We start from the raw sequence: 20475 nt of genomic DNA on the forward strand, positions 1-20475 counted from the left end.
GAACCGTATTCTCTTTTTAGGATACGGTTCATTTGCTTTTTTATCTTATTTTCATTAATATATTGCTATTATTATGGTTGAAAGGATGATGATATGTACGCCTCATTTTTAGAAACTTGTAACCAACTAGTACCGAAAGAACAGCGCGGTAGTTTCCAACACATTCGCGCCATTCAACGTCTCTTTTCTGCTCATTTTCCTTTTGAAAATTTAGATGTATTAAGAAACGAAATTGGTCCGATTACGAAAGACTTTTTAATCGATAAATTTTTAGTTCGTCGGCGCGGTGGTCTTTGTTATGAAATCAATGCTTTTATGTATCTCATTTTGAAAGACTTACACGTTCCAGTAACCCTCGCAATTGGTACAACACAATCTGATGGTACTTGGAATGTCCCGCATGCCCACGCGATTATTATATGGAAAAAGGACGAAAAACTGTACGTCATCGACAATGGAACAGGTAATAATTTAGCGTTAGCACCGTTACAATTAGACGGACCAAGTGTCACTTCCCCGTTTGGATTGTATCGTCTAAAATCAGAACAAACCGAACAAGGAACGATTGTCATGCAAAAACAAGAAGAGAAACAATGGACCATTTTGTATGCCTTTCATCCTGTTACCGTTCCTTGGGGTGAACTGGATAGAATAAAAACACGTATTCATACACACGAATGCTCTTCGTTTCGTACAAAACTCATGATTACCCAAACGCTCTCAAACGGAACGATTTCTATTAATAATGAGCGAGTAAAACGAAAATGGATAGACGGCCAACAAACTATCGTTCCTTTTCAAACGAATCAACAGCTAGTAGATGCAATCTATATGCATTTCCCACCTTCTATCGCTGACGTCGCCTCTAACTATTTTCTATAAAAGTAGAACACGTGTAGCTAACCTACTGCTACACGTGTTGTTTATAATGAATGTCCAATGATAAAGCCAATAAAAGCAAGCAGGATTCCTAAGATGTAACTTAAAAAACCGTAGAAAAAGAGCCACTTTTTTTCTTTTCGTAATTGAAATAATTCTACATAAAATGTAGAAAACGTTGTGAATGCGCCAAGAAATCCTGTTGCAAGCAATAAAGACAGCGTATTCGAAACAGCTAAACCTGTCACTATTCCGAGTAAAAAAGAACCCACAGTATTGACAAATAGCGTCCCGATTGGAAGATTACGTTTTCCTGCATTCCATTTTTGACTAATAAAAAACCGAAGCATTGCACCAAAAAAACCACCAATGGCAACCATTATTACTTCTATCATAATGTCACCTTCTCTTTTCCACCTAACGTCCAACCGAAGAAAACAAAGAAAAAGCCTGTTATCACACTAATGAAACAATAGAAACAAGCAAGAAGAACTTCATGATTCATCCATAGTTCCACCGTTTCCATACTAAATGTTGAAAACGTCGTAAATGAACCGATAACCCCTGTACCTACTGCTTTTGTTAAAAGCGGAGAAAAACGATTTGTTTTCATTGTTCGGCTCGTTAACCATCCTAAAAAAAAACAACCGACACTATTTGCAATCATCGTTCCAGTAAAAAAAGAAGATGGAAACATCGTTGTCATCCACAGACTTAATCCGTATCGCAAAAGACTACCAATCATTCCTCCAATACCGATTAAAAAATAGATCATGCTTATTCCTTCTTTCTGAACAAAAAACTTCTACCCTTTTATTTAGAATAAAATTTTTGCTAAAAAAAGTAAAGGGGAAAAGCCGTTATAACGTTTGTAACGCTTCATCCAAATCACGAATTAAATCATCCACACTTTCAATTCCGACCGAATAACGCAAGAGGCCATCCCCTATACCACGAGAATGACGTACTTTTTTTGGCATTGCTGCATGAGACATTTTTGCTGGGTACGATAAAATACTCTCCACTGCACCAAGTGATACCGCGACAATCGGAATCTTTACTTGGTTCATTACTTGTAACGCTTTTTCTTCATTTCCTACATCAAACGACACAATTGCTCCATATCCACTAGATTGCTGTTCGTGAATGGTACGTTGTGGATGATTAGTTAACCCTGGGTAATAGACGTGTTGTACTTTTGGATGACCTGACAACCAGTTTGCTAATTTTCGAGCATTCTGTTCATGAATACTCATCCGAGCAGACAATGTCTTCATCCCACGCATTAATAACCAAGAATCTTGTACACCGAGCATATTTCCTAATCCATTTTGCATTTGTTTGATTTTGTTCGCGAGCCCTTTGTCATTTACAACCGCTAATCCAGCGATTAAATCAGAATGACCGCCTAAAAATTTAGAAGCGCTATGTAAAACAACATCGACACCAAGTTCTAAAGGACGTTGATAATACGGGGTCATAAATGTATTGTCTACCATCGTTAAAACATTCCGTTCTTTCGCAACTTCCACTACGCCCTTCATATCCGTTATTTTTAAGGTAGGGTTAGATGGAGTTTCCATGTAAATCACTTTTGTATTCGGTTGAATTGCTGCTTTTATCACTTCTATATCAGTCATGTCCACAAAGGTTGTTTCAATATTCATTCTCGGTAAAATGGTCGTTAATAAACGATACGTCCCTCCGTACACGTCTTCTGTACAAACGATATGATCGCCACTAGATAAAATCATCAATGCACTAGAAATGGCCGCCATTCCAGAAGCAAATGCATACCCATAGTTTCCACTTTCCAATTGCGCAATATACGCTTCTAATGCTTTTCTTGTCGGATTTCCGGATCGAGTATAATCAAATTCTTGTCCATTTAATACATCTGTTTGGTGAAATGTCGATGCTTGAATAATCGGCGTACTAGATGCGCCTGTTCGTTCGTCAATCGCACCTTCATAATGAATATTTTTCGTTTCGAATCGTTGTTTATTTTTCATTTATCGTTACCTTCACTTTCCATTCAAATTCTGCCTCTTTTAACGCTTGGTCCAAATCTTGAATTAAATCATCTATATGTTCAATTCCGACAGAAATACGTAATAACGTATCACTAACACCAACTTCCTGTCTAATTTCCTCTGGAATATCGGCATGCGTTTGAATCGCAGGATACGTTAATAACGTCTCTACTCCACCTAGGCTTTCTGCAAAAGAAATCAATTGAACATGTCGTAAAATTGGTTCAACTAATGCTACATCCACTACTTCAAATGAAAAGATCCCTGTATTTCCAGAAGATTGTTTATGATGAGTATGATACCTTGGGTGTGTTTCGATTGCAGGATAATAAACGTTTTTCACTAAAGGATGTACCTTTAAATATTTCGCTAGTTTTGTAGCATTTTCTTCATGTCGTTCCATCCGTAATGCTAAAGTTTTCATCCCTCTCATCAATAACCAAGCATCTTGCGCACCTAACACGCAGCCAATTGTATTTTGTAAAAATTCCATTTTTTCTGAAAGTTCTTTTCCTTTTGTTACAATTAAGCCTGCTAATACGTCATTATGACCACCTAAATATTTTGTGGCACTATGGACCACAATATCAATACCATGTTCTATCGGTCGCTGGAAAAATGATGTTAGCAACGTATTATCTACAATTGTAAGAAGTTGACGCTGTTTCGCCCAACTGCTCACCTTTTCCAAATCCGTAATCATCATAAGTGGATTGGTTGGCGTTTCGATAAAAATAGCTTTTGTCTGTCCTGTTTGTGCTCGTTCTAATGCTTCTATATCATTCGTATCTACATATGTCGCAGTAATTCCAAAACGGGACATTACCTGTTCCATAATCCGGTATGTGCCGCCATATAAATCAACTGATAGAATTAAATGATCTCCTTGACTAAAAAGAGAGAATACAAGTTGAATAGCTGCCATACCGGTACTACAGGCAAAACCTGCATCTCCTTTTTCTAATTGTTTAATCGCCTCTTCTAATACAGAGCGCGTTGGATTTTTTGTACGAGCATAATCAAATCCAGTACTTTCGCCTAAAGCGGGATGTCTATATGCAGTGGAATTATAAATAGGATAACTAATTGCCCCTGTACGTTTATCAATCGTTGAACCAATTTGCGCTAACACACTTTCTATTCTCATTGTTACAACTCCCTTCGTAATAAACAAAAAAATCTCTTTCATCATGTATGAAAGAGATAAAGGACGAGTGTCTCTCTTATCTCCCAGAATGTAATTTCTGTTGGATTTAGCACCGTATCTTGCAATAACGATTGGTTGCCGGGTTTCATTGGGCCAATTCCCTCCACCTACTCTTGATAAGATAATACTGATTATTCTGTTTTTTTAATTCAATCTATTCTTATCATATTTGTTAATATTAAAAACGTCAAGTAAAATTTACGATAAAGAAATCTTCTATCAGTAGAGGCTTTCATCCTTCTCCTAACAATGTTTAATGCACTTATCTATCTTTTATTATCTCGAAAGCAATAGGAGTTTGTTCAACGAAAAAGCAATAAGGCTCCTAGTAAAAAAGCGTGCTCTTTGCGTCTGCAACTAGGCGTCTTATTACGGCAACTTAATTCCCCGCTTCGTTATGTTTCAATACTATTGGGGTCTTACTACCTGTTAAAGAGGGTTCAACGTCCACTAATTTTTTGATAAAAAAAGATGTGCTATCTTTTTCGAAACTAAACCATACTTTGGAGAAAATAGCCATGCAAGTAAAAAGATAAAGCCTGCCATAGATGCCATGGCTCCAGAAATCGAAACATCGAAATAACTAGCAACATAGTATCCTAATAAAGCATCAATCGTTCCAATACAAGCACTAAAAACTAACATAACGGACAATTTATCTGTTAATAAATAAGCAGTAGCTCCTGGAGCGATTAACATAGCAACTACTAGTATAGAACCAACGCTATCAAAAGCAGCAACGGTCGTAATGGATACCATACCCATTAATAAGTAATGAATAAACATGAGTGGAATTCCAATTGCTACTGCCATATTTGGATCAAAGGATGTAATCTTAAATTCTTTATAAAAACAAAAAATTATTAGTAAATCTATAAAAAGAACACTACTGAGCAAAACAACAGCTTGGGGAACATCTCCTAAAAAGGGAACTTGGATGGTATCCCAAGGAACAAATGTAATTTCCCCCATTAATGCATGCTCTACATCTAAATGAACATTTTCAACAAACAGCGATAATAAGATAACACCAATTGCAAACAAAGTTGTAAATACGACACCTATTGCCGCATCTTGCATCGTTCCAAGTTGATGAAGTAGCTGAACTAAAAAGGCGGTCAGTAATCCAACAATAACTGCACCAATCAACATATACATGCCATTCACACTTTGACTAATGAGAAAAGCTAACACAATTCCTAATAAAACAGTATGACTAATCGCATCCGATAACATAGCAATTTGACGTAAAATTAAAAAGCTACCGACTATTCCACAAGTCACGCCAACTAAAATACCTGTTGCAATAATCCAACCTTCATAACTCAAGGACACTCCTCCTTTCTTTTATTTATTCTGCCTTCATAAAAGGGTAAGACGCTTTCACCTTTTTTACCATTTGTTGTAACGACTGAAAATTTTTTTCGATTAATTGTTCTCTACTTTCTACTTTCATGAACTCGTTCGGATACATTTCTTGAAGTTGCTCTAACGTTTGGATAATTTTTAATTTTTCTGCTGTTTGTTTCCCTTCTTCTGTTAGCATTATCATATCCAACGTAGTAACAATCCATTGTTCTTCTTCTAATAACGCTACTAATTTATTAAATGCCTTCCCTTTCATATAAAATGAAGACGAAGCATCTTGATAAGAAAGAGCTGATACTTGTTCCCTTGACAAACTATACAAAAAAACAAGCAATGATTCTTTTAATAAACGTTTATCATTTTCTTGTCTCCGCACTCTTTTGGCAATTAAACCCCGTTTCGGAGCAAATAACATCGAAATAACAAATAGAGTAGTTGCAGTTAAAACAATAAAAGGTCCAGTTGGAAGCCCCGTGCGTAATGTACTAATCAATGTCCCCATGACACCAGATACAGCACCTATTGCTCCCGAAATGGATACCATTATTTCTAATGAATCAGTCCAATATCTTGCAGCGAGTGCTGGCGTAATAAGTAAAGCTGCCATTAAAATCACACCAACTGCTTGAATACCGACAACAACTGTTAAAACGAGAAGCGATAGAAATAAAAAGTTTAAAAAACCAACTGGTAATCCAATTCCTTTTGCAAACGCAGGATCAAATGTTGCTACTTTCAATTCCTTAAATAAAAGTAATGTAACCACTACAATACTAAAAGCAGTTGATGTCATCACAATAACATCAGTACCGACTAAAGATGCTGCCTTTCCAAAAATAAAACTATCTAATCCACTTTTATTTCCAGAAGGAGTTTGGGCTATTTTTGTTAAAAGTAAAATACCCATTCCAAAAAACACAGATAATATTAGAGCAATAGCTGTATCTTCTTTTAACCGAGAATACAGTGTAATTTTTTGAATCAAATAAGTAGCAAGCAATCCTGTTACGGTAGCCCCAATTATTAAAAATAAAAGATTTTTTTCACCAATCAATAAAAAGGCTAATGCAATACCGGGTAAGGAAGCATGAGCAACCGCATCACCAATTAAACTTTGCTTTCTTAAGTAAGCAAAGCTCCCTAAAACTCCACTCGCAATACCAAGAAGAAGCGTACTTATTAAAACCCATTGTGTATTAGCATCTAATAACACTATTTCCTCTCCCCCCTCATGACTGTACAATCGCCTGTTTATTTTGTAAAAAAGTAAGCTGTCCACCGTATGTTTGTTGTAAATGTTCCAATGTAAACACATCTTTTGTTGGACCAAATCCAATGACCATTCGATTTAAAAGTAATGTCCAATCAAAGTATTCTGGAACTGTTTGTAAATCATGATGCACAACTAATACTGTTTTCCCTTCTTCTTTTAATTCATTTAAGAGGGCAATAATTGCTTTTTCAGTAGCTGCATCAACTCCCACAAATGGTTCATCCATAAAATACACATCTGCTTCTTGAGCCAGAGCACGAGCAAGAAAAATTCGTTGTTGTTGTCCCCCTGACAATTGACTAATTTGTCGATTTGCATATACACTCATCCCCACTTTTTCCAAACATCTCATTGCTTTTTCTTTATCTAATTTAGACGGACGATGAAACCAACCAACATGGCCGTAACGCCCCATCAAGACAACATCCAAAGCGCTCGTTGGGAAATCCCAATCAACTGAACCACGTTGTGGAACATAACCTACTTTTTTATTTTTTGGTGAATAGGACTGATCCAAAATTTTAATTGTTCCGGACACTTTTGGCATAAACTCAAGAATCGATTTAATAAGTGTAGATTTTCCAGCACCATTCGGCCCTACAATCCCCATTAACTTTCCTGCTGGTACATAAAACGAAACATTTTGTAAGACTGCTTTTTTATGATATGCGACGGTTAAATGATCAACCTCTACCGCTTTCATCCGTTTTCATCTCCTTATTTTAAAGATTGAACAATTGTATCAACATTATGTTTGTACATACCTACATATGTTCCTTCTTCCGTCCTCTCTTCTCCCATTGCATCTGAAAATAATTCTCCTCCAATCACAACGTTGTGATTTTTCTTTTTTGCTCCTTCTATTACGGCTTGAATCGATTTTTCAGATATACTGGATTCAATAAACACTGCTTTTACTTGACGATTTACCAATACATCTACTAATTTTTGCACATCTTTTATTCCATACTCTGCATCCGTACTCAATCCTTGTAAACCCATTACCTCCATGTCATAAGCATCACCAAAATAACCAAAGGCATCATGTGCAGTTACAAGTACCCGCTGTTCTTTTGGAATAGTTTCAAGTCGTTCTTTTGCATATTCTTTTAACGCTGCTAATTCTTCATAATACTGCTTTGCATTTTTTTGATACTGTTCTTTATGATCAGGGTCTAATCCTATTAATCCTTCTTCTACTTGCTTCACGGCTTCTGTCCAAAGATCAATATCAAACCATACATGTGGATCAACTATACGAACATCTTCCTTATCTTCTTTTAATAAAGACTTGTCAATTTGTTCTGCAATCGCATACGTTGGTTTTTCTTTATCCATCTTTGCAAGGACATCTGTCATTTTCCCTTCTAAATGTAAACCATTATAAAAAATAATATCTGCTTCTTGCAGTTTTTTTATATCACTTTGTGTTGCTTTATATAAATGAGGATCAACACCTGGTCCCATCAAACTAACAACTGTTACATATTCACCACCAATATTTTTCACAGCATCTGCCACCTGACTAGTAGTTGCCGTCACGATTAACGTTTCTTTTTTATTTTTTGCACTTTCTTCATTTGTGCATCCAATTAAACCAATAAAACTAATCACAAACGCCATCATTGCCATTAATATTTTTTTATTCATCATAACCTCCCATTTGCTCTTATTAAAAATTGTTTACCAAGGTAAACTTTTAGGGCAAAAAAAATCTTTTCTTTTAAAAGAAAAGCTACGACGTTATTTTTTTCCTAAGGCAAAAATTGTTTACCAAAGTAAACTTTAACAAATAACCATTCTTTTTGCAAGACTTTTTCATAAATGACCTATATGTTTTCTAATAATAATTATGGTATGATGTTTGTGGCTTTGTTGTTATTAAAATGTTTTACATCAGAGGTGTATAGCGGTGAAAGTACAACAGAAAAAGTGGATATCTACAATCGCCAAAATATGTTTCTCTTTAAGCGTGTTGAGTTTTGTATGTTATCAAGGAAAAAAAGAACTCGACAACCTTTCGATAGAGGAGTCTATCAAAATCTTCAAATCATTGTCTTCCATTCAATTTTTTTCTGCGGTATTTTTAGGAATAAGCGCTGTATTTATCATGTTTTTTTATGATGTATTACTCGTACGTTCGTTGAAAATATCGATTTCTTTATCAAAAATATTCCGAGTTTCATGGGTTGCCAATACGTTAAATGGCATTTTAGGATTTGGCGGCTTAATCGGAGCTGGAGTACGTTTTCTTTTATACAAAGGACACACTACAAATCCAATGAAATTAATTCAAGGGGTTGCCTGGATGACGATGGCCATGATGAGTGGCTTATCTTTTTTATCTTTTTTAGTCGCCATTAATTTTTTTCATGGACAACCGTTATTACATTCAAATGCATGGCTTTATTTCGTTTTAGCTGGTGTGGTGTTATTTTTACCATTTTATATTATTTCTTCTCACATAAAAGGAAAAAATATTGCAACACCTCGTTTAACACTCCAATATACAGTTGTTTCGTCTCTAGAATGGTTAGCAGCAGCTACCGTTGCTTACTTCTGCTTATCTATGGTTGGTGGTGAAGTTCAACTGCTAACATTTTACGGTATATTTTTTCTTTCTTCTGTAGCCGGTTTACTTAGTTTAATTCCAGGTGGATTTGGTGCGTTTGATATTATGCTTTTAGTAGGACTTCAAACGCTAGGATTAGATGAAGAAATTGTCTTAACAAGTATATTCTTATATCGACTCGTATATTACTTGATTCCCTTTATAATCGGGTTATTATTAGGAACAGTAGAAGTGATTCGTGCCACATTTCGTCCTGCCCAATAATCGTTATCTTTGCGGAAAACACATAATTCTTTTCTTCTTATCCTTCTTTTTATTATAATAGAAATAATTTCTAAATAAAAAGAAGGTGATCGAATGAGCTTAGAAAACGTAGATGTACTCGTTTTTGATTTAGACGGTACACTTTATGATGATGATCAGCAGTTTTTTCATTTAAAAGAAGAATTAAAAAAGCAAATAACAAACGATAATCATGAAAAATTTGATCATGATTATGATTCGATTATTAACCGCACACATTCTTTACAAGTAGGGACGGTCTATGATGTGATGCGTCAATGGATTATCCATCACTCCAATCATACAGTAACGAACGTTTTTGATTGGAATGGAGCCCCAATCCCTCAAAAAAAATGGCCAAAAGAATATGAACAATCATTCCCTATCAAAACAGATACACTGTTCCCTATTGGTGATATATGGGAATTGTTAGGAGTTGCTGCTTTTTATTACAAAATTGATACAAAACAATTTTTACAATCTTTTTTTGCAACACGTCGTTATATGATGAGTGATCATTTTAAAATGACACCTATTCAGCAAATAGATGCAACTTTTGCTAAACTATATCATACAAAAAAAGTCGTATTAATGACAAACAGTTCAGAAGAAGATGGACGAGCTATTCTAAAAAAAATCGGCATTCACGATTATTTTCATCATTACATCTTTAGTGCAAAAAAACCAATTCATACACAAGAACATTTAATAAACATTCAAAAAATGTACGATGTCCCGTATAACCGTATTTTATCAATCGGAGATAATTTCGTGAATGAAATTATTCCTGCTAAACAATTAAACTGTAAAACGATTTGTATTGATCCGTTCCAAATTGGAAATCCTTCCTTTATTGATCTCCATTTGGAAAATCCGCAAGAATTAATTCCTGCGCTTCATCAAATGTTATAATTTTTTAAAAAAAGAGTTGACGACTGTCAACTCTTTACATTTTCTACTGGTGCTTCTTCCATTTGTTCCTTCCTTATTTGTATCATCTTTCGTACATGATGAAAAATAGTTTTTGCTGCTGCATAAAACGGAATCCCAAACATAACTCCGACAAGGCCGGCAATATTTCCTGCTACTAATAACACGATAAAAATGGTTAACGGGTGCATTTGTAATGTTTTTCCTTGAACGTATGGAGAAATAATATTCGAATCAATTTGTTGTGCAACCACCATGACAATAATCGCATAAAGTGCCATTACTGGTTCTTGTAAAAAGGCTAACACAACAGCAGGAACAGCACCTAAAAACGGACCAAAGTAAGGAATAAAGTTCGTTAAAAATGCGATAAACGCAAGCAATAAAGCATAATCTAAACCGATAATTGCATATCCAATAAACGCCATCACTCCGACACAAAAACTAACAATCACTTGTCCTTTTAAATAACTTAGCAACACGGTATGTACATCTTTTAACATTAAAATAAGCTGTGGTTGATAGGTTGTAGGAAAAAGCTTCGAAAACGTTTTTGGAAACCTTGGTCCGTCATATAACATGAAAAATAAAATAAAAAACGACGCAAAAATCGTAAATACAACTGAAATGGAACCCGATAAAAGACTAAATGTTCCATCTAATACGGATTGTGCAACGACTGCTACTTTATCTTTCCATTGATTTTTTTCTAACCAATCTGTAATATACTGTTCAATCTCTGGATGACTATTGATGTACAATTGCCAATCTTTCACATGACCACGAACCCCACTAAACATACTAGGGAGTGCTTTCATCAATTGTTGAATTTGCACGACTAAGGCGGGAATTAATTGTGAAATAGTAAGAACAAACAATCCAATAAAACTGAAGAATACAAGTATCACAGCTCGACTTCGTTTTTTTACATATTTCGTCAACCATTCTACTAAGGGAATTAACAAATAACAAAAGGTTCCTGCTAATAATACGGGAACAAAAAAAGTATTGACAAAAATAACAATTGGATTAAAAATAAAATTCACTTGCATACCTACTAAAATAATTAATAGAATAAGTAAAATAGCACTTAATAAGCGTAATGTATGCGTACTTGCTAACTTTTTTAGCATGTATATTCCTCCATTTTTTTTATCGTTCAACGTTTCTTATTTTGCCCGCTCTATCACTGTCTTAAACATCTTTTTAAATGATACTAGATAGCGAGGAAAAAATAATTACGATTCTTTTTATGGTACGATAAAAGAAACACATTCGTTTCATCTTTTTTCTATTCATGAAAAATAGCGTTAATTTTCTATGAATATACATATATATTAAAAAACAAAAAGATAGGAGATTCATATGGAAGATATCATTATCGCCCTTATTTTAGGGATTGTCGAAGGATTAACCGAATTTGCTCCAGTTTCTTCTACTGGGCATTTAATATTAGTAGGACACTTGCTTCATTTTGAAGGGCTCCGAGCTGCTACATTTGAAATTGTCATTCAATTAGGCTCGATTTTAGCCGTTGTCGTTGTCTTTTGGCAGCGATTATTAAGTTTAATTGGTGTTGGACCAATTGCACAAGAAAACAAACAACACACTTCTCATTTACGCCTTGTTCATATTATAATCGGTATTTTACCGTTTTTCATCGGCGGATTTTTATTCCATGATTTTATTAAAACAACATTATTTTCTCCAAAAACGGTTGTCATTGGTTTAGTTGCCGGTGGGATATTAATGATTTTCGCGGAAGTTTTTCATAAAAATCGTACCGAGGTGAGGGGACTTGATTCGATTTCATACAAACAAGCATTGTTAATGGGATTGTTTCAATGTTTAGCATTATGGCCAGGTTTTTCTCGGTCTGGTTCGACCATTTCTGGTGGATTAATAGTAGGCTTAAATCGAAAAACGGCTTCAGAGTTTACATTTATTTTAGCTTTACCTATTATGTTTGCAGCAACAGTAAAAGACCTCTATGATAGCTGGTCGTATTTGCAAGTAAGTGATATCCCTTTATTTGTCACTGGTTTCCTTACGGCGTTTGTCGTTGCACTATTTGCTATCCGATTCTTTTTATCACTTATTGCAAAAGTAAACTTAATTCCATTTGCCATTTATCGTTTTTTCTTAGCACTTGCATTTTGGATTTTTATTTTGTAAACAATAAAAAAGTTACTAGTATGCATACTAGTAACTTTTTTACTTTATGTAAGAACAGAATTAAAGAATGCCGCCAAGAAGACCTAAAACTAATTGTAATAATACGTCTAAGATTTGCATGTAGATTCCCTCCTTAGTTGTTAATTAACCTCTAAGGTGAGTATATAATGTGACTACATTCCAAACAATCACACTTTCATCATATTTGCAACGGCCCTTTTTGTACTTTTTTGGTTATAATGGTTTTTTCTTTAAGTAATATGGGGATATTTTTGTATGGTATCTATTTTTGAATCGACTTTTTTCCTCATTTTTCTTTATTTTCTTTGTTTTCCATAGGTAAATCTCCATTCTTTTTGTTCGAAGATTTGCCACAATTCCGTCATTTTTTGCTAACTTTCTTATTGAACAGTTTGTCGACGAGTTAATTTAGATAACTCATTTCTTTGATAAATATTATTACTTACTAATGCAATAATCACGAGAAGAGTTCCGACAAAATCAAAAATAGTCATTTGATATCCTTGCATCATGGAGATAACAAACGTTGTAATAGGTACAAAGTTAATAAATAAAATACCGTTAATTGGCGTTAAAATACTTACTCCAATATTCCAACCCAACAATGCGATAAACCCTGGGAATATAATCATAAATAACATTTCTGGTGTAATTTTCACTAGATTACTCATTGTTGGTACAGGTGTATATCCAACCCATGTTGTAATTGCGACGACTATACCAGCAGTTGCTGTCCCAAATAAACAACTTAACGTGGAATAGCGAAGAGCAGACCAATCGCTAAAATGATTGCCACCTAACGTATACACTACCCAACCTAACACACCAATAAAAATAAGTAAGACAGGAACAATTTGAGCACCGCCAACAAAAAAGCTCGTCACATCCCCTTTCGTAATGACAAGGAATACCCCAATAAATGCTGCAATAATGCATAACATCGTAAAACGTTGTGGACGATGTTTTTTATACACCCAAAGTAAAATAACAGAAATCATCGGCATTAACGCTTCCATGATAGATGCTAAAATAACGCCCGATTGTCCTAACATATGTTGTCCCCAAAATACTAGCAAATTATAAACAGCAAATGCCATTGTCCCAAAAAACCAAAGCGATAAACCTTTTCCTTCTAGCTTAAATGCTTGCTTTCCTTCTTTAATCCATAACACTACAAGTAATAAAATTGTAACTGCCGAATAGCGGATAATCGTAAAGTAGAATGGATCAATGTAGCGAAAAGAACGATCTGCTACAGGAAACATCGCCCCCCAAGATACACTTGCAATTAAACAAAGAAGCGCACCTTTTAATAACTGATCTTTCACCCATATTCCCCCCTATTGCTTCATTTTCTCTTTACTTTTATTTAACTGCATAATAAGATATCATGTAAAACGATTAAAAATGATAATAACCATCATTTAAAATGATAATAGAAATATATTTAAACATTTCTAAACTATTTTACTATGAAAGTAAGGGTGAAAAATGGATATAAAAGACTTACGAATTTTTGAAAGTGTCGCAAAAAACGAAAGTATAAGCAAAGCTGCCAAAGAGCTAAATTACGTTCAATCAAATGTCACGGCAAGAATTCAGAAGTTAGAAGAAGAGTTGCAAACTTCTTTATTTCATCGGCATCGAAAAGGGATGTTTTTAAATCCAGAAGGGAAAAAATTACTCGTCTATTCCAAAAAGATTACTTCTCTTATGAATGAAATGAAAAAAGCGATGCAGCACGCTGACCAGCCAGCAGGAAAGTTAGACATTGGGTCTGTAGAAACAGTGATTAAACTGCCCATTATTCTATCTTCGTATAATCAAAAATACCCGGATGTAGACCTTTCTCTCGTCACAGACGTAACAGAGCGCTTAATCGATCAAGTATTAGAACATCAATTGGACGGCGCGTTTGTTTCTGGATTTCCTACACATCATGATTTAATCCAACATCCTGTGTTCGAAGAAGAACTTGTCTTAATTTCCCATTCCAAGTTACAATCCGTTGAAGATTTAAAAACGAAACCCCTTTTAGTGTTTAGCACTGGTTGTGGATACCGTGCAAAATTAGAAGAATGGTTACGAGATGAAGGAATTGTGCCAAAAAAAATGATGGAATTTGGTACACTAGAAACCATTTTAGGAAGTGTTGTTTCTGGATTAGGCGTGACATTAGTTCCTAAATCAACCATTAAACGATTAGAAAAAAAACAACTCATCGTTTGCCACTCTATCCCGGAAAAATACAGCATCATTTCTACTGTCTTTATCCAACGAGCCGACTCTTATGCTTCGGTTACGATGAATAAATTTATTGAAACCATTAACCAATGTCGAAATGAACCACGTGATTCATTTATCTATTAAAAAAATGATCCTACATGTACTGTTCACGCACTTTTAGGATCGCTTCCTCAAACTACACTAGATACACACCGTTACCATCATGCATAAAAAAGTCATACTCTTTATTTCGGAGTATGACCTTTTCTTTTAATTCACCTTCACCCATTTTACGTCAACTGGAATATTTGCCGAAACAAATAAATTGTACACTGGGCAACGTCTTTCTACTTCTTTTTTCAATTTTTCTATTTTTTCATCTGACTCATTCGTTGTAAGATGAACGGTAAATCTAATTTTTTGAAAATGCGGAGAAACATCTGCCTCTCCCATCAATCCTTTTGTATCAATAATGCCCGTCGTTTCGAATTCTATATTCGTAAATTGGAAGTTTTGTTCTTGTGCAACTAAAGGAATCATGACACCTTTACATCCATTCAATGCTGCTACTACATATTCCATCGGATTGGGACCAAGATCTGTTCCACCTAATGCAGTAGGTTCATCCATAATTACGGGATCAAAATGACGAATTTTATTACTCGTTTTTACGCCACCTTGCCATGACCCTTTTGCTACTACTTTTACTAACGTTGATTTTTGTGTCATGTTACCACTCCTTATGATCATTCACCTTTTTTATTTTGTTTTTAGTATAACACGAATAATTAACAAAACAAATGGTTTTAGTAGGTTTAAAGTTAAAATATTAGATGAAAAAAGACATTCTTTCTCCATCTATCTAGAAATATTATGCTGTTCTTCCTTTTTTTATCGTGTTAAAATAGTCGGTTCTCCTTTTGTCACGATAATTGTATGTTCTAGTTGAGCTACGAAACTCCCATCTGGTGTTTTATACGTCCAACCATCCCCAGATTCTATTACTTCGTCTGCTCCATTTGAAATAAACGGCTCCACCGCTAATACTTGTCCTTCTTTTAATAACGCATGATTCGCTGGGTCGTAATAATTTAAAATAAACTCTGGTGGTTCATGTAACGATTTTCCGACACCATGACCCGCTAAATTTAAAATAACTTCATAGCCATTTTTACTAGCTTCTGCATAAACAGCTCGTCCAATTTGACTTTGTTTCGAACCAGCTTTCACTTTTTTCATCGCCGCATAAAAAGACTTTTCAGCCGCTTCACATAAGGCTTCTAACTCTGCACTACCCTTTCCAACGACAAAAGAGACACCTGTATCTGCATAATAACCGTCCAAAGAACCTGAGACATCAATATTAACTAAATCTCCTTCTTGGATAACGTAATCAGAGGGTATGCCATGTGCAACTTCATCATTGACACTAATACACGTATAGCCAGGAAAATCATATTCTGCTTTCGGACCAGAAATCGCACCGAATTTTTCGAATAAAGAACCTGCCAACTCATCTAATTGTTTTGTTGTCACACCAGGCTTTGTTTGCGCACGCATTTCTTCACGAATCGTTGCCACTACTTTACCAACTGCTTTTAATTTTTGTAAGTCTTCTTCATTTTGAATAATCATCATTTACTTCCTTTTCACTTCTATTTTCCTTTATCATAAATAAAACACAGCAAAATTTCAAAATAATTCGTTCTAAACATGAGAAAGCAAGCAAAACAAGGAGATGTTTTTGCTTGCTTTACTTCTATGTTTATCACTCATTAACAGAAATAACCCTCCTGATGGGGGATTTCTATCTCGTTCATCATCGTTACAGCAATATTTTTACTCCTTCGTCACATACGTTTCAATATCTGATTTCTCTTGAATCGTTCTGATTTTCTTAAAAGGAATGTCGATATATGGCGCTGTTTCTCCTTCTTTACTTTCTTTACCTTGTACGTGAATGGAAACATTGTTTATTTCTTTTTCCTGCAAAACCTGTACAAGCTGATACGTAGAATCAATCACTTTTTCTTCTACTTCTTTATCCCACTTGTTGGTTAAATGAATCAGTACGATGAACTCTCCATTCACTGATTGATAAGCTGGAATCTTTTGTTGTATCCCTAGTTCTTCTCCTAGACCGTATGTACCTTCTATCGTTATATTTTCAATTTGAGAAAACACTTTTTGAATTTCAGGCTTTATATCATTAGAAAGTTGTCGTTTCCAAACGGCTTCTGGGTAATAATCGATAAACTGTTCTCCGTTTGTTTCTGCTAAAAACGTAACAGAATGTGATGTTTTACTTACAAACTTTGCACCGTATGAGTTATTTTTAAAATTATAATATGTCTCCTTTTTCGCCACTTGAATATCATACTTTTCTTCTACATATGTTTCTAGCTTTTTAGCAGTAGATGCCTTTTTCCAAGGCAATCCAAAAAACACACTATATACAATAAACAAAAGGACTACAACCATAATCAAAAGAATCATAATTAGTTTCATTTTACGTTCCATTCACGCTTCCCTCCCCTATCCATTAACGATTGGCTATTACTACATTATGTTGACTTCTATTCTTTGATTCAACAACGTTTACCATATTTCCTTTTCTGAATGAACAAATAAAAACAAGCGTGAATTCACCTAAGAATTCACGCTTGTTACTTTAATTTTGAACGCAATCGCCATTTTGTTGTTGCATTTTCATTCCATTTCCTTGCATGCCTTTTCCACCTTGTTGACCATTCCCATTCATGTTCCCATGTCCTGCTCCATTTTGTTGCATTAATTCACCATTTGCTGCTCGTGTAAATGCTTGTAAATGTTTTTTTGAACCATTCATTAATTGTGTCATCACTTGTTTTACATCGTCTGGTACATCTTCTTGTAAATATGCTTCATACATAGCAATGTTTTCTTCTTCCGCTTTTACTCCTAATGCATATGCTTCTTCTAATGTTGCTGGAATTTCTTTTATTTCTACTTTTTCTTCTGGCATGGTCACATTATATTTATCCATTAACGGTTCTAATAACGTAATATGTCGTTCTTCTGCTTGAATAATTCGATTAAACGGTGCAACATCTCCGTATTTCTCCTTGATTGCTCCGTACGTTGCTTTCGCTTCTTGTTCATCATTCATTGCATAACGTAATACTTCTTCTACCGTTACTTTTTCTTCCGTTGCTTTTGCAGTGGTATTTCCGTTAAACAACATAGCCCCTAAAGCAATACCAAAAATCGCGATGACAGAAATCGCTAGGAACAACATGTTTTTTCGTTTCATTTTCATCCTCTCCTTTTCTATTTCAAGCATACGAAATAGATATGACGAAACCATGACGAAAGGTAGACTTTTTAGTTTTTTTGTAGTTTAGGTAGAACAATGGTAAAACACGAACCTTCGCCTACTTTACTTTCCACTTGAACATCCCCGTGATGAGCGAGTGCTAATTGTTTTACAACCGATAAACCAATGCCCACCTCACCTTCTTTTTTTGTTCGAGACGGATCTACTTTATAAAAACGCTCAAAAATATCTTGTTGTTGTTCTTTTGTTAACCCGATTCCCGTATCCGTCACAGAAAGGAACATCCTATCGTTTTCTTCTTTCCCACGAACCGTAATCGTTCCTTTTTCCGTAAATTGAATCGCGTTGCGAATTAAATTTATCATCATTTGTTTCAAACGATCTTCATCCGCTTCTACATATAATGTTTTCGGTACCTCAAGCTGAAGGAAGAGTGTTTTTCGTTCATCAATCGAATACTCCATTTGCTCTACTATGTCGGATAAAAACGGATATAATTCGATTTGCTCCATGTGTAACTCCATTTCCCCACTACGTATTTTTTCAAGATCCATGACACTATGAACGAGGCGAATCAACCGTAATGTTTCATTTTCAATCAAAAATAAGCTTCGCTCTTGTTCTTCTTTATTTCCAATATTTTGTCTCAATGCTGTGACTAAACCGCGAATCGACGTAAGGGGAGTTTTTAATTCATGCGAAATATCTGCTAAAAACTGTGAACGTAATACAACCATTCGTTTTAATTCAGCTTCCTTTTTCTCTAATTGTTCTGCCATTCTATTAATATCTAGTGCTAAATCGGTTAATTCATCCGAACCACTAATTAAAATTCTGATGTCGTATTTTCCGTCTGCAATATCGTTTGTTGCTTTTTGCAACGAGCCAATTCTTGTTTGCATCGGTTTCGCTAACAAGTAGCTAATAAGAAATACAATCATGAGCGCCAGTAAAAACACAACCGTTAACACGACACGAATTTCTTTAATCCATTGATCCGTTTCCGTTGTTGGCATTGAAAGAATGAGTGCTTGATTTGTTTTTATCGGTAAAATCACCACTGTCATTTTCGTTTGAAAATGACGTCTTTCCCGCTGAAAAGATAACGTTTCCCCTTCATTTAACCGTTGCCATTCCTTACTTGTTACATTCCACCCTTTGGCAACATTTTCTCCTTTTTGCACTTCTTTTATCCGGATAGTTGTTTCTAAAAAGGGCTCACTTTCAGACCACGATGGCTGTGTTAACAAATAGTTCCCAAAGTGCAGCAAATCTTTTACCTTCATATCGTACACAAAGCGGGGTGTCATAAAAAAAATAAACGTATACACAATGAAAATAACAAATAATACAACAATAAAATGACTTAAAAGAAAACGATGGAAAAATTTAAATTTCATCTAAAACATCCTCATCAAACTTATAGCCAATGCCCCAAACTGTATGGATCCATGACTTGGATGGTGTATGAATTTTTTTGCGTAAACGTTTAATATGAGCATCCACCGTTCGATCATCCCCAACAAAATCAAATCCCCATATCCTTTCAATTAATTGTTCCCGCGAAAAAACTTGCTTTTCGTGTTCCGCCAAAAAAGACAGCAACTGAAATTCTTTTGCCGTTAAATGCTCGATTTTTTTCCCTTGCAACACCACTTCAAATGTATCCAAATCCATAATGTAATCGTTTCCTTGTACGATATGATGTGCTTTTTCAATAGGAGCTGATCGCCTTAAAACAGCTTTTATTCTTGCTAATAAAGTAAAAGGACTAAATGGTTTTGTCACATAATCATCTGCACCAGTTTCTAACCCTAATACTTGTTCAGCATCGGTATCTTTTGCGGTTAACATAATAATTGGAACCATCGAAAATGCACGAATTTCTTTTAAAATCGTCAACCCATTTTTTCCTGGTAACATCCAATCTAACAACATACAATCTGGCTGTTCTTGATGCACAATCTCTATGACACCAGTTCCTTCTTGCCAAACAACCACCGTATATTGTTCATTTTGTAAAAATAATTGCAACATCTCACATACCGCTTGGTCATCTTCTACAATTAACACTTTTGGCACTAGGTATCCCTTCTTTACTTTTTTCTTTCATTATAAAGGCAAAAGAAAGATATCCGAAATCCCTTTCTTTTATTCCTCTATATATGTTAACCTAATAATTAATATAGTTAA

General features: G+C 34.9%; 21 protein-coding genes and 1 riboswitch. Of the genes, 5 read left to right on the forward strand and 16 right to left on the reverse strand.

Annotated elements, in window-relative coordinates; all coding sequences use genetic code 11:
• Positions 1-93 precede the first annotated feature (93 nt).
• Positions 94-882: an arylamine N-acetyltransferase family protein gene (locus BN1372_RS02455; RefSeq protein WP_062197277.1), complete on the forward strand. Its 789-nt coding sequence runs from the start codon at positions 94-96 to the stop codon at positions 880-882.
• A gap of 41 nt (positions 883-923) precedes the next feature.
• Here the strand turns inward: BN1372_RS02455 and crcB (BN1372_RS02460) are convergent, their stop codons facing one another.
• The 8 genes from crcB (BN1372_RS02460) to BN1372_RS02495 all read right to left on the reverse strand — a co-directional run bounded on the left by crcB (BN1372_RS02460) (position 924) and on the right by BN1372_RS02495 (position 8410).
• Complete coding sequence (crcB, locus tag BN1372_RS02460; RefSeq protein ID WP_062197278.1) at positions 924-1274, reverse strand: fluoride efflux transporter CrcB; 351 nt, start codon at positions 1272-1274, stop codon at positions 924-926.
• Positions 1271-1654, reverse strand: a complete 384-nt coding sequence (crcB, locus tag BN1372_RS02465) for a fluoride efflux transporter CrcB (RefSeq protein ID WP_062197279.1) — start codon at positions 1652-1654, stop codon at positions 1271-1273. The genes crcB (BN1372_RS02460) and crcB (BN1372_RS02465) overlap by 4 nt, the downstream gene beginning before the upstream one ends.
• Before the next feature lie 85 nt (positions 1655-1739).
• Positions 1740-2891, reverse strand: coding sequence for a trans-sulfuration enzyme family protein (locus BN1372_RS02470; protein ID WP_062197280.1), 1152 nt, complete (start codon positions 2889-2891; stop codon positions 1740-1742).
• On the reverse strand, positions 2881-4059 hold the full coding sequence (locus tag BN1372_RS02475) for an aminotransferase class I/II-fold pyridoxal phosphate-dependent enzyme (protein WP_062197454.1): 1179 nt from the start codon (positions 4057-4059) through the stop codon (positions 2881-2883). Before BN1372_RS02475 ends, BN1372_RS02470 begins: the two co-directional genes overlap by 11 nt.
• Before the next feature lie 73 nt (positions 4060-4132).
• A riboswitch (SAM riboswitch) is annotated at positions 4133-4242 on the reverse strand.
• A 327-nt stretch (positions 4243-4569) separates the two neighbouring features.
• The gene (locus tag BN1372_RS02480) at positions 4570-5448 is read right to left on the reverse strand and encodes a metal ABC transporter permease (RefSeq protein WP_062197281.1); all 879 of its coding nucleotides are present in this window, start codon (positions 5446-5448) and stop codon (positions 4570-4572) included.
• A gap of 22 nt (positions 5449-5470) precedes the next feature.
• Positions 5471-6700, reverse strand: coding sequence for a metal ABC transporter permease (locus BN1372_RS02485; protein WP_074018105.1), 1230 nt, complete (start codon positions 6698-6700; stop codon positions 5471-5473).
• Positions 6701-6716: 16 nt separating this feature from the next.
• Entirely contained in the window at positions 6717-7463 is a 747-nt protein-coding gene (locus tag BN1372_RS02490; RefSeq protein ID WP_062197282.1) for a metal ABC transporter ATP-binding protein, read from the reverse strand.
• Between the two features lie 14 nt (positions 7464-7477).
• Positions 7478-8410 (reverse strand): metal ABC transporter solute-binding protein, Zn/Mn family, encoded by a 933-nt coding sequence (locus BN1372_RS02495; RefSeq protein ID WP_062197283.1) that lies wholly within the window; start codon positions 8408-8410, stop codon positions 7478-7480.
• A gap of 262 nt (positions 8411-8672) precedes the next feature.
• Here BN1372_RS02495 and BN1372_RS02500 point away from each other — a divergent pair, with 262 nt between their 5' ends.
• Entirely contained in the window at positions 8673-9596 is a 924-nt protein-coding gene (locus tag BN1372_RS02500) for a lysylphosphatidylglycerol synthase domain-containing protein (protein WP_147515324.1), read from the forward strand.
• Between the two features lie 93 nt (positions 9597-9689).
• Positions 9690-10526, forward strand: a complete 837-nt coding sequence (locus BN1372_RS02505) for an HAD family hydrolase (protein ID WP_062197285.1) — start codon at positions 9690-9692, stop codon at positions 10524-10526.
• Positions 10527-10552: 26 nt separating this feature from the next.
• Here BN1372_RS02505 and BN1372_RS02510 read toward each other — a convergent pair whose 3' ends face one another.
• Positions 10553-11677, reverse strand: a complete 1125-nt coding sequence (locus BN1372_RS02510; RefSeq protein WP_062197286.1) for an AI-2E family transporter — start codon at positions 11675-11677, stop codon at positions 10553-10555.
• A 232-nt stretch (positions 11678-11909) separates the two neighbouring features.
• On the opposite strand from BN1372_RS02510, the gene bacA reads away from it, so the two are divergent.
• Positions 11910-12719, forward strand: a complete 810-nt coding sequence (gene bacA / locus BN1372_RS02515) for an undecaprenyl-diphosphate phosphatase (protein ID WP_062197287.1) — start codon at positions 11910-11912, stop codon at positions 12717-12719.
• A 401-nt stretch (positions 12720-13120) separates the two neighbouring features.
• On the opposite strand, the gene BN1372_RS02520 is transcribed toward bacA, so the two are convergent.
• Positions 13121-14068: a DMT family transporter gene (locus tag BN1372_RS02520; protein WP_062197288.1), complete on the reverse strand. Its 948-nt coding sequence runs from the start codon at positions 14066-14068 to the stop codon at positions 13121-13123.
• A 163-nt stretch (positions 14069-14231) separates the two neighbouring features.
• On the opposite strand from BN1372_RS02520, the gene BN1372_RS02525 reads away from it, so the two are divergent.
• A complete protein-coding gene (locus BN1372_RS02525; protein WP_062197289.1) occupies positions 14232-15110 on the forward strand; it encodes a LysR family transcriptional regulator in 879 nt (292 codons plus the stop codon).
• Positions 15111-15236: 126 nt separating this feature from the next.
• Here the strand turns inward: BN1372_RS02525 and BN1372_RS02530 are convergent, their stop codons facing one another.
• The 6 genes from BN1372_RS02530 to BN1372_RS02555 form a co-directional block, all read right to left on the reverse strand.
• Positions 15237-15695 carry an OsmC family protein gene (locus BN1372_RS02530; RefSeq protein WP_062197290.1) on the reverse strand — a complete coding sequence of 153 codons (459 nt, stop codon included), beginning with the start codon at positions 15693-15695 and terminating at the stop codon, positions 15237-15239.
• 162 nt (positions 15696-15857) lie between these two features.
• Complete coding sequence (gene map, locus BN1372_RS02535; protein WP_062197291.1) at positions 15858-16601, reverse strand: type I methionyl aminopeptidase; 744 nt, start codon at positions 16599-16601, stop codon at positions 15858-15860.
• A 204-nt stretch (positions 16602-16805) separates the two neighbouring features.
• Positions 16806-17486, reverse strand: coding sequence for a YfjL-like protein (locus tag BN1372_RS02540; protein WP_062197292.1), 681 nt, complete (start codon positions 17484-17486; stop codon positions 16806-16808).
• Between the two features lie 151 nt (positions 17487-17637).
• The gene (locus BN1372_RS02545; protein ID WP_062197293.1) at positions 17638-18258 is read right to left on the reverse strand and encodes a ferritin-like domain-containing protein; all 621 of its coding nucleotides are present in this window, start codon (positions 18256-18258) and stop codon (positions 17638-17640) included.
• A 71-nt stretch (positions 18259-18329) separates the two neighbouring features.
• A complete protein-coding gene (locus tag BN1372_RS02550) occupies positions 18330-19682 on the reverse strand; it encodes a sensor histidine kinase (RefSeq protein ID WP_062197294.1) in 1353 nt (450 codons plus the stop codon).
• Positions 19672-20364 carry a response regulator transcription factor gene (locus BN1372_RS02555; RefSeq protein ID WP_074018106.1) on the reverse strand — a complete coding sequence of 231 codons (693 nt, stop codon included), beginning with the start codon at positions 20362-20364 and terminating at the stop codon, positions 19672-19674. The genes BN1372_RS02550 and BN1372_RS02555 overlap by 11 nt, the downstream gene beginning before the upstream one ends.
• Between the last annotated feature and the right edge of the window lie 111 nt (positions 20365-20475).

This window comes from Massilibacterium senegalense (assembly GCF_001375675.1).
Taxonomy (GTDB): Bacteria; Bacillota; Bacilli; order Bacillales; family Massilibacteriaceae; genus Massilibacterium; species Massilibacterium senegalense.

Coding starts and splice junctions, on each gene's coding strand:
- BN1372_RS02455 (WP_062197277.1), top strand. CDS start 94: ATGTACGCCTCATTTTTAGAAACTTGTAACCAACTAGTACCGAAAGAA.
- crcB (WP_062197278.1), bottom strand. CDS start 1,274: ATGATAGAAGTAATAATGGTTGCCATTGGTGGTTTTTTTGGTGCAATG.
- crcB (WP_062197279.1), bottom strand. CDS start 1,654: ATGATCTATTTTTTAATCGGTATTGGAGGAATGATTGGTAGTCTTTTG.
- BN1372_RS02470 (WP_062197280.1), bottom strand. CDS start 2,891: ATGAAAAATAAACAACGATTCGAAACGAAAAATATTCATTATGAAGGT.
- BN1372_RS02475 (WP_062197454.1), bottom strand. CDS start 4,059: ATGAGAATAGAAAGTGTGTTAGCGCAAATTGGTTCAACGATTGATAAA.
- BN1372_RS02490 (WP_062197282.1), bottom strand. CDS start 7,463: ATGAAAGCGGTAGAGGTTGATCATTTAACCGTCGCATATCATAAAAAA.
- BN1372_RS02495 (WP_062197283.1), bottom strand. CDS start 8,410: ATGAATAAAAAAATATTAATGGCAATGATGGCGTTTGTGATTAGTTTT.
- BN1372_RS02505 (WP_062197285.1), top strand. CDS start 9,690: ATGAGCTTAGAAAACGTAGATGTACTCGTTTTTGATTTAGACGGTACA.
- BN1372_RS02510 (WP_062197286.1), bottom strand. CDS start 11,677: ATGCTAAAAAAGTTAGCAAGTACGCATACATTACGCTTATTAAGTGCT.
- bacA (WP_062197287.1), top strand. CDS start 11,910: ATGGAAGATATCATTATCGCCCTTATTTTAGGGATTGTCGAAGGATTA.
- BN1372_RS02525 (WP_062197289.1), top strand. CDS start 14,232: ATGGATATAAAAGACTTACGAATTTTTGAAAGTGTCGCAAAAAACGAA.
- BN1372_RS02530 (WP_062197290.1), bottom strand. CDS start 15,695: ATGACACAAAAATCAACGTTAGTAAAAGTAGTAGCAAAAGGGTCATGG.
- map (WP_062197291.1), bottom strand. CDS start 16,601: ATGATTATTCAAAATGAAGAAGACTTACAAAAATTAAAAGCAGTTGGT.
- BN1372_RS02540 (WP_062197292.1), bottom strand. CDS start 17,486: ATGGAACGTAAAATGAAACTAATTATGATTCTTTTGATTATGGTTGTA.
- BN1372_RS02545 (WP_062197293.1), bottom strand. CDS start 18,258: ATGAAACGAAAAAACATGTTGTTCCTAGCGATTTCTGTCATCGCGATT.
- BN1372_RS02550 (WP_062197294.1), bottom strand. CDS start 19,682: ATGAAATTTAAATTTTTCCATCGTTTTCTTTTAAGTCATTTTATTGTT.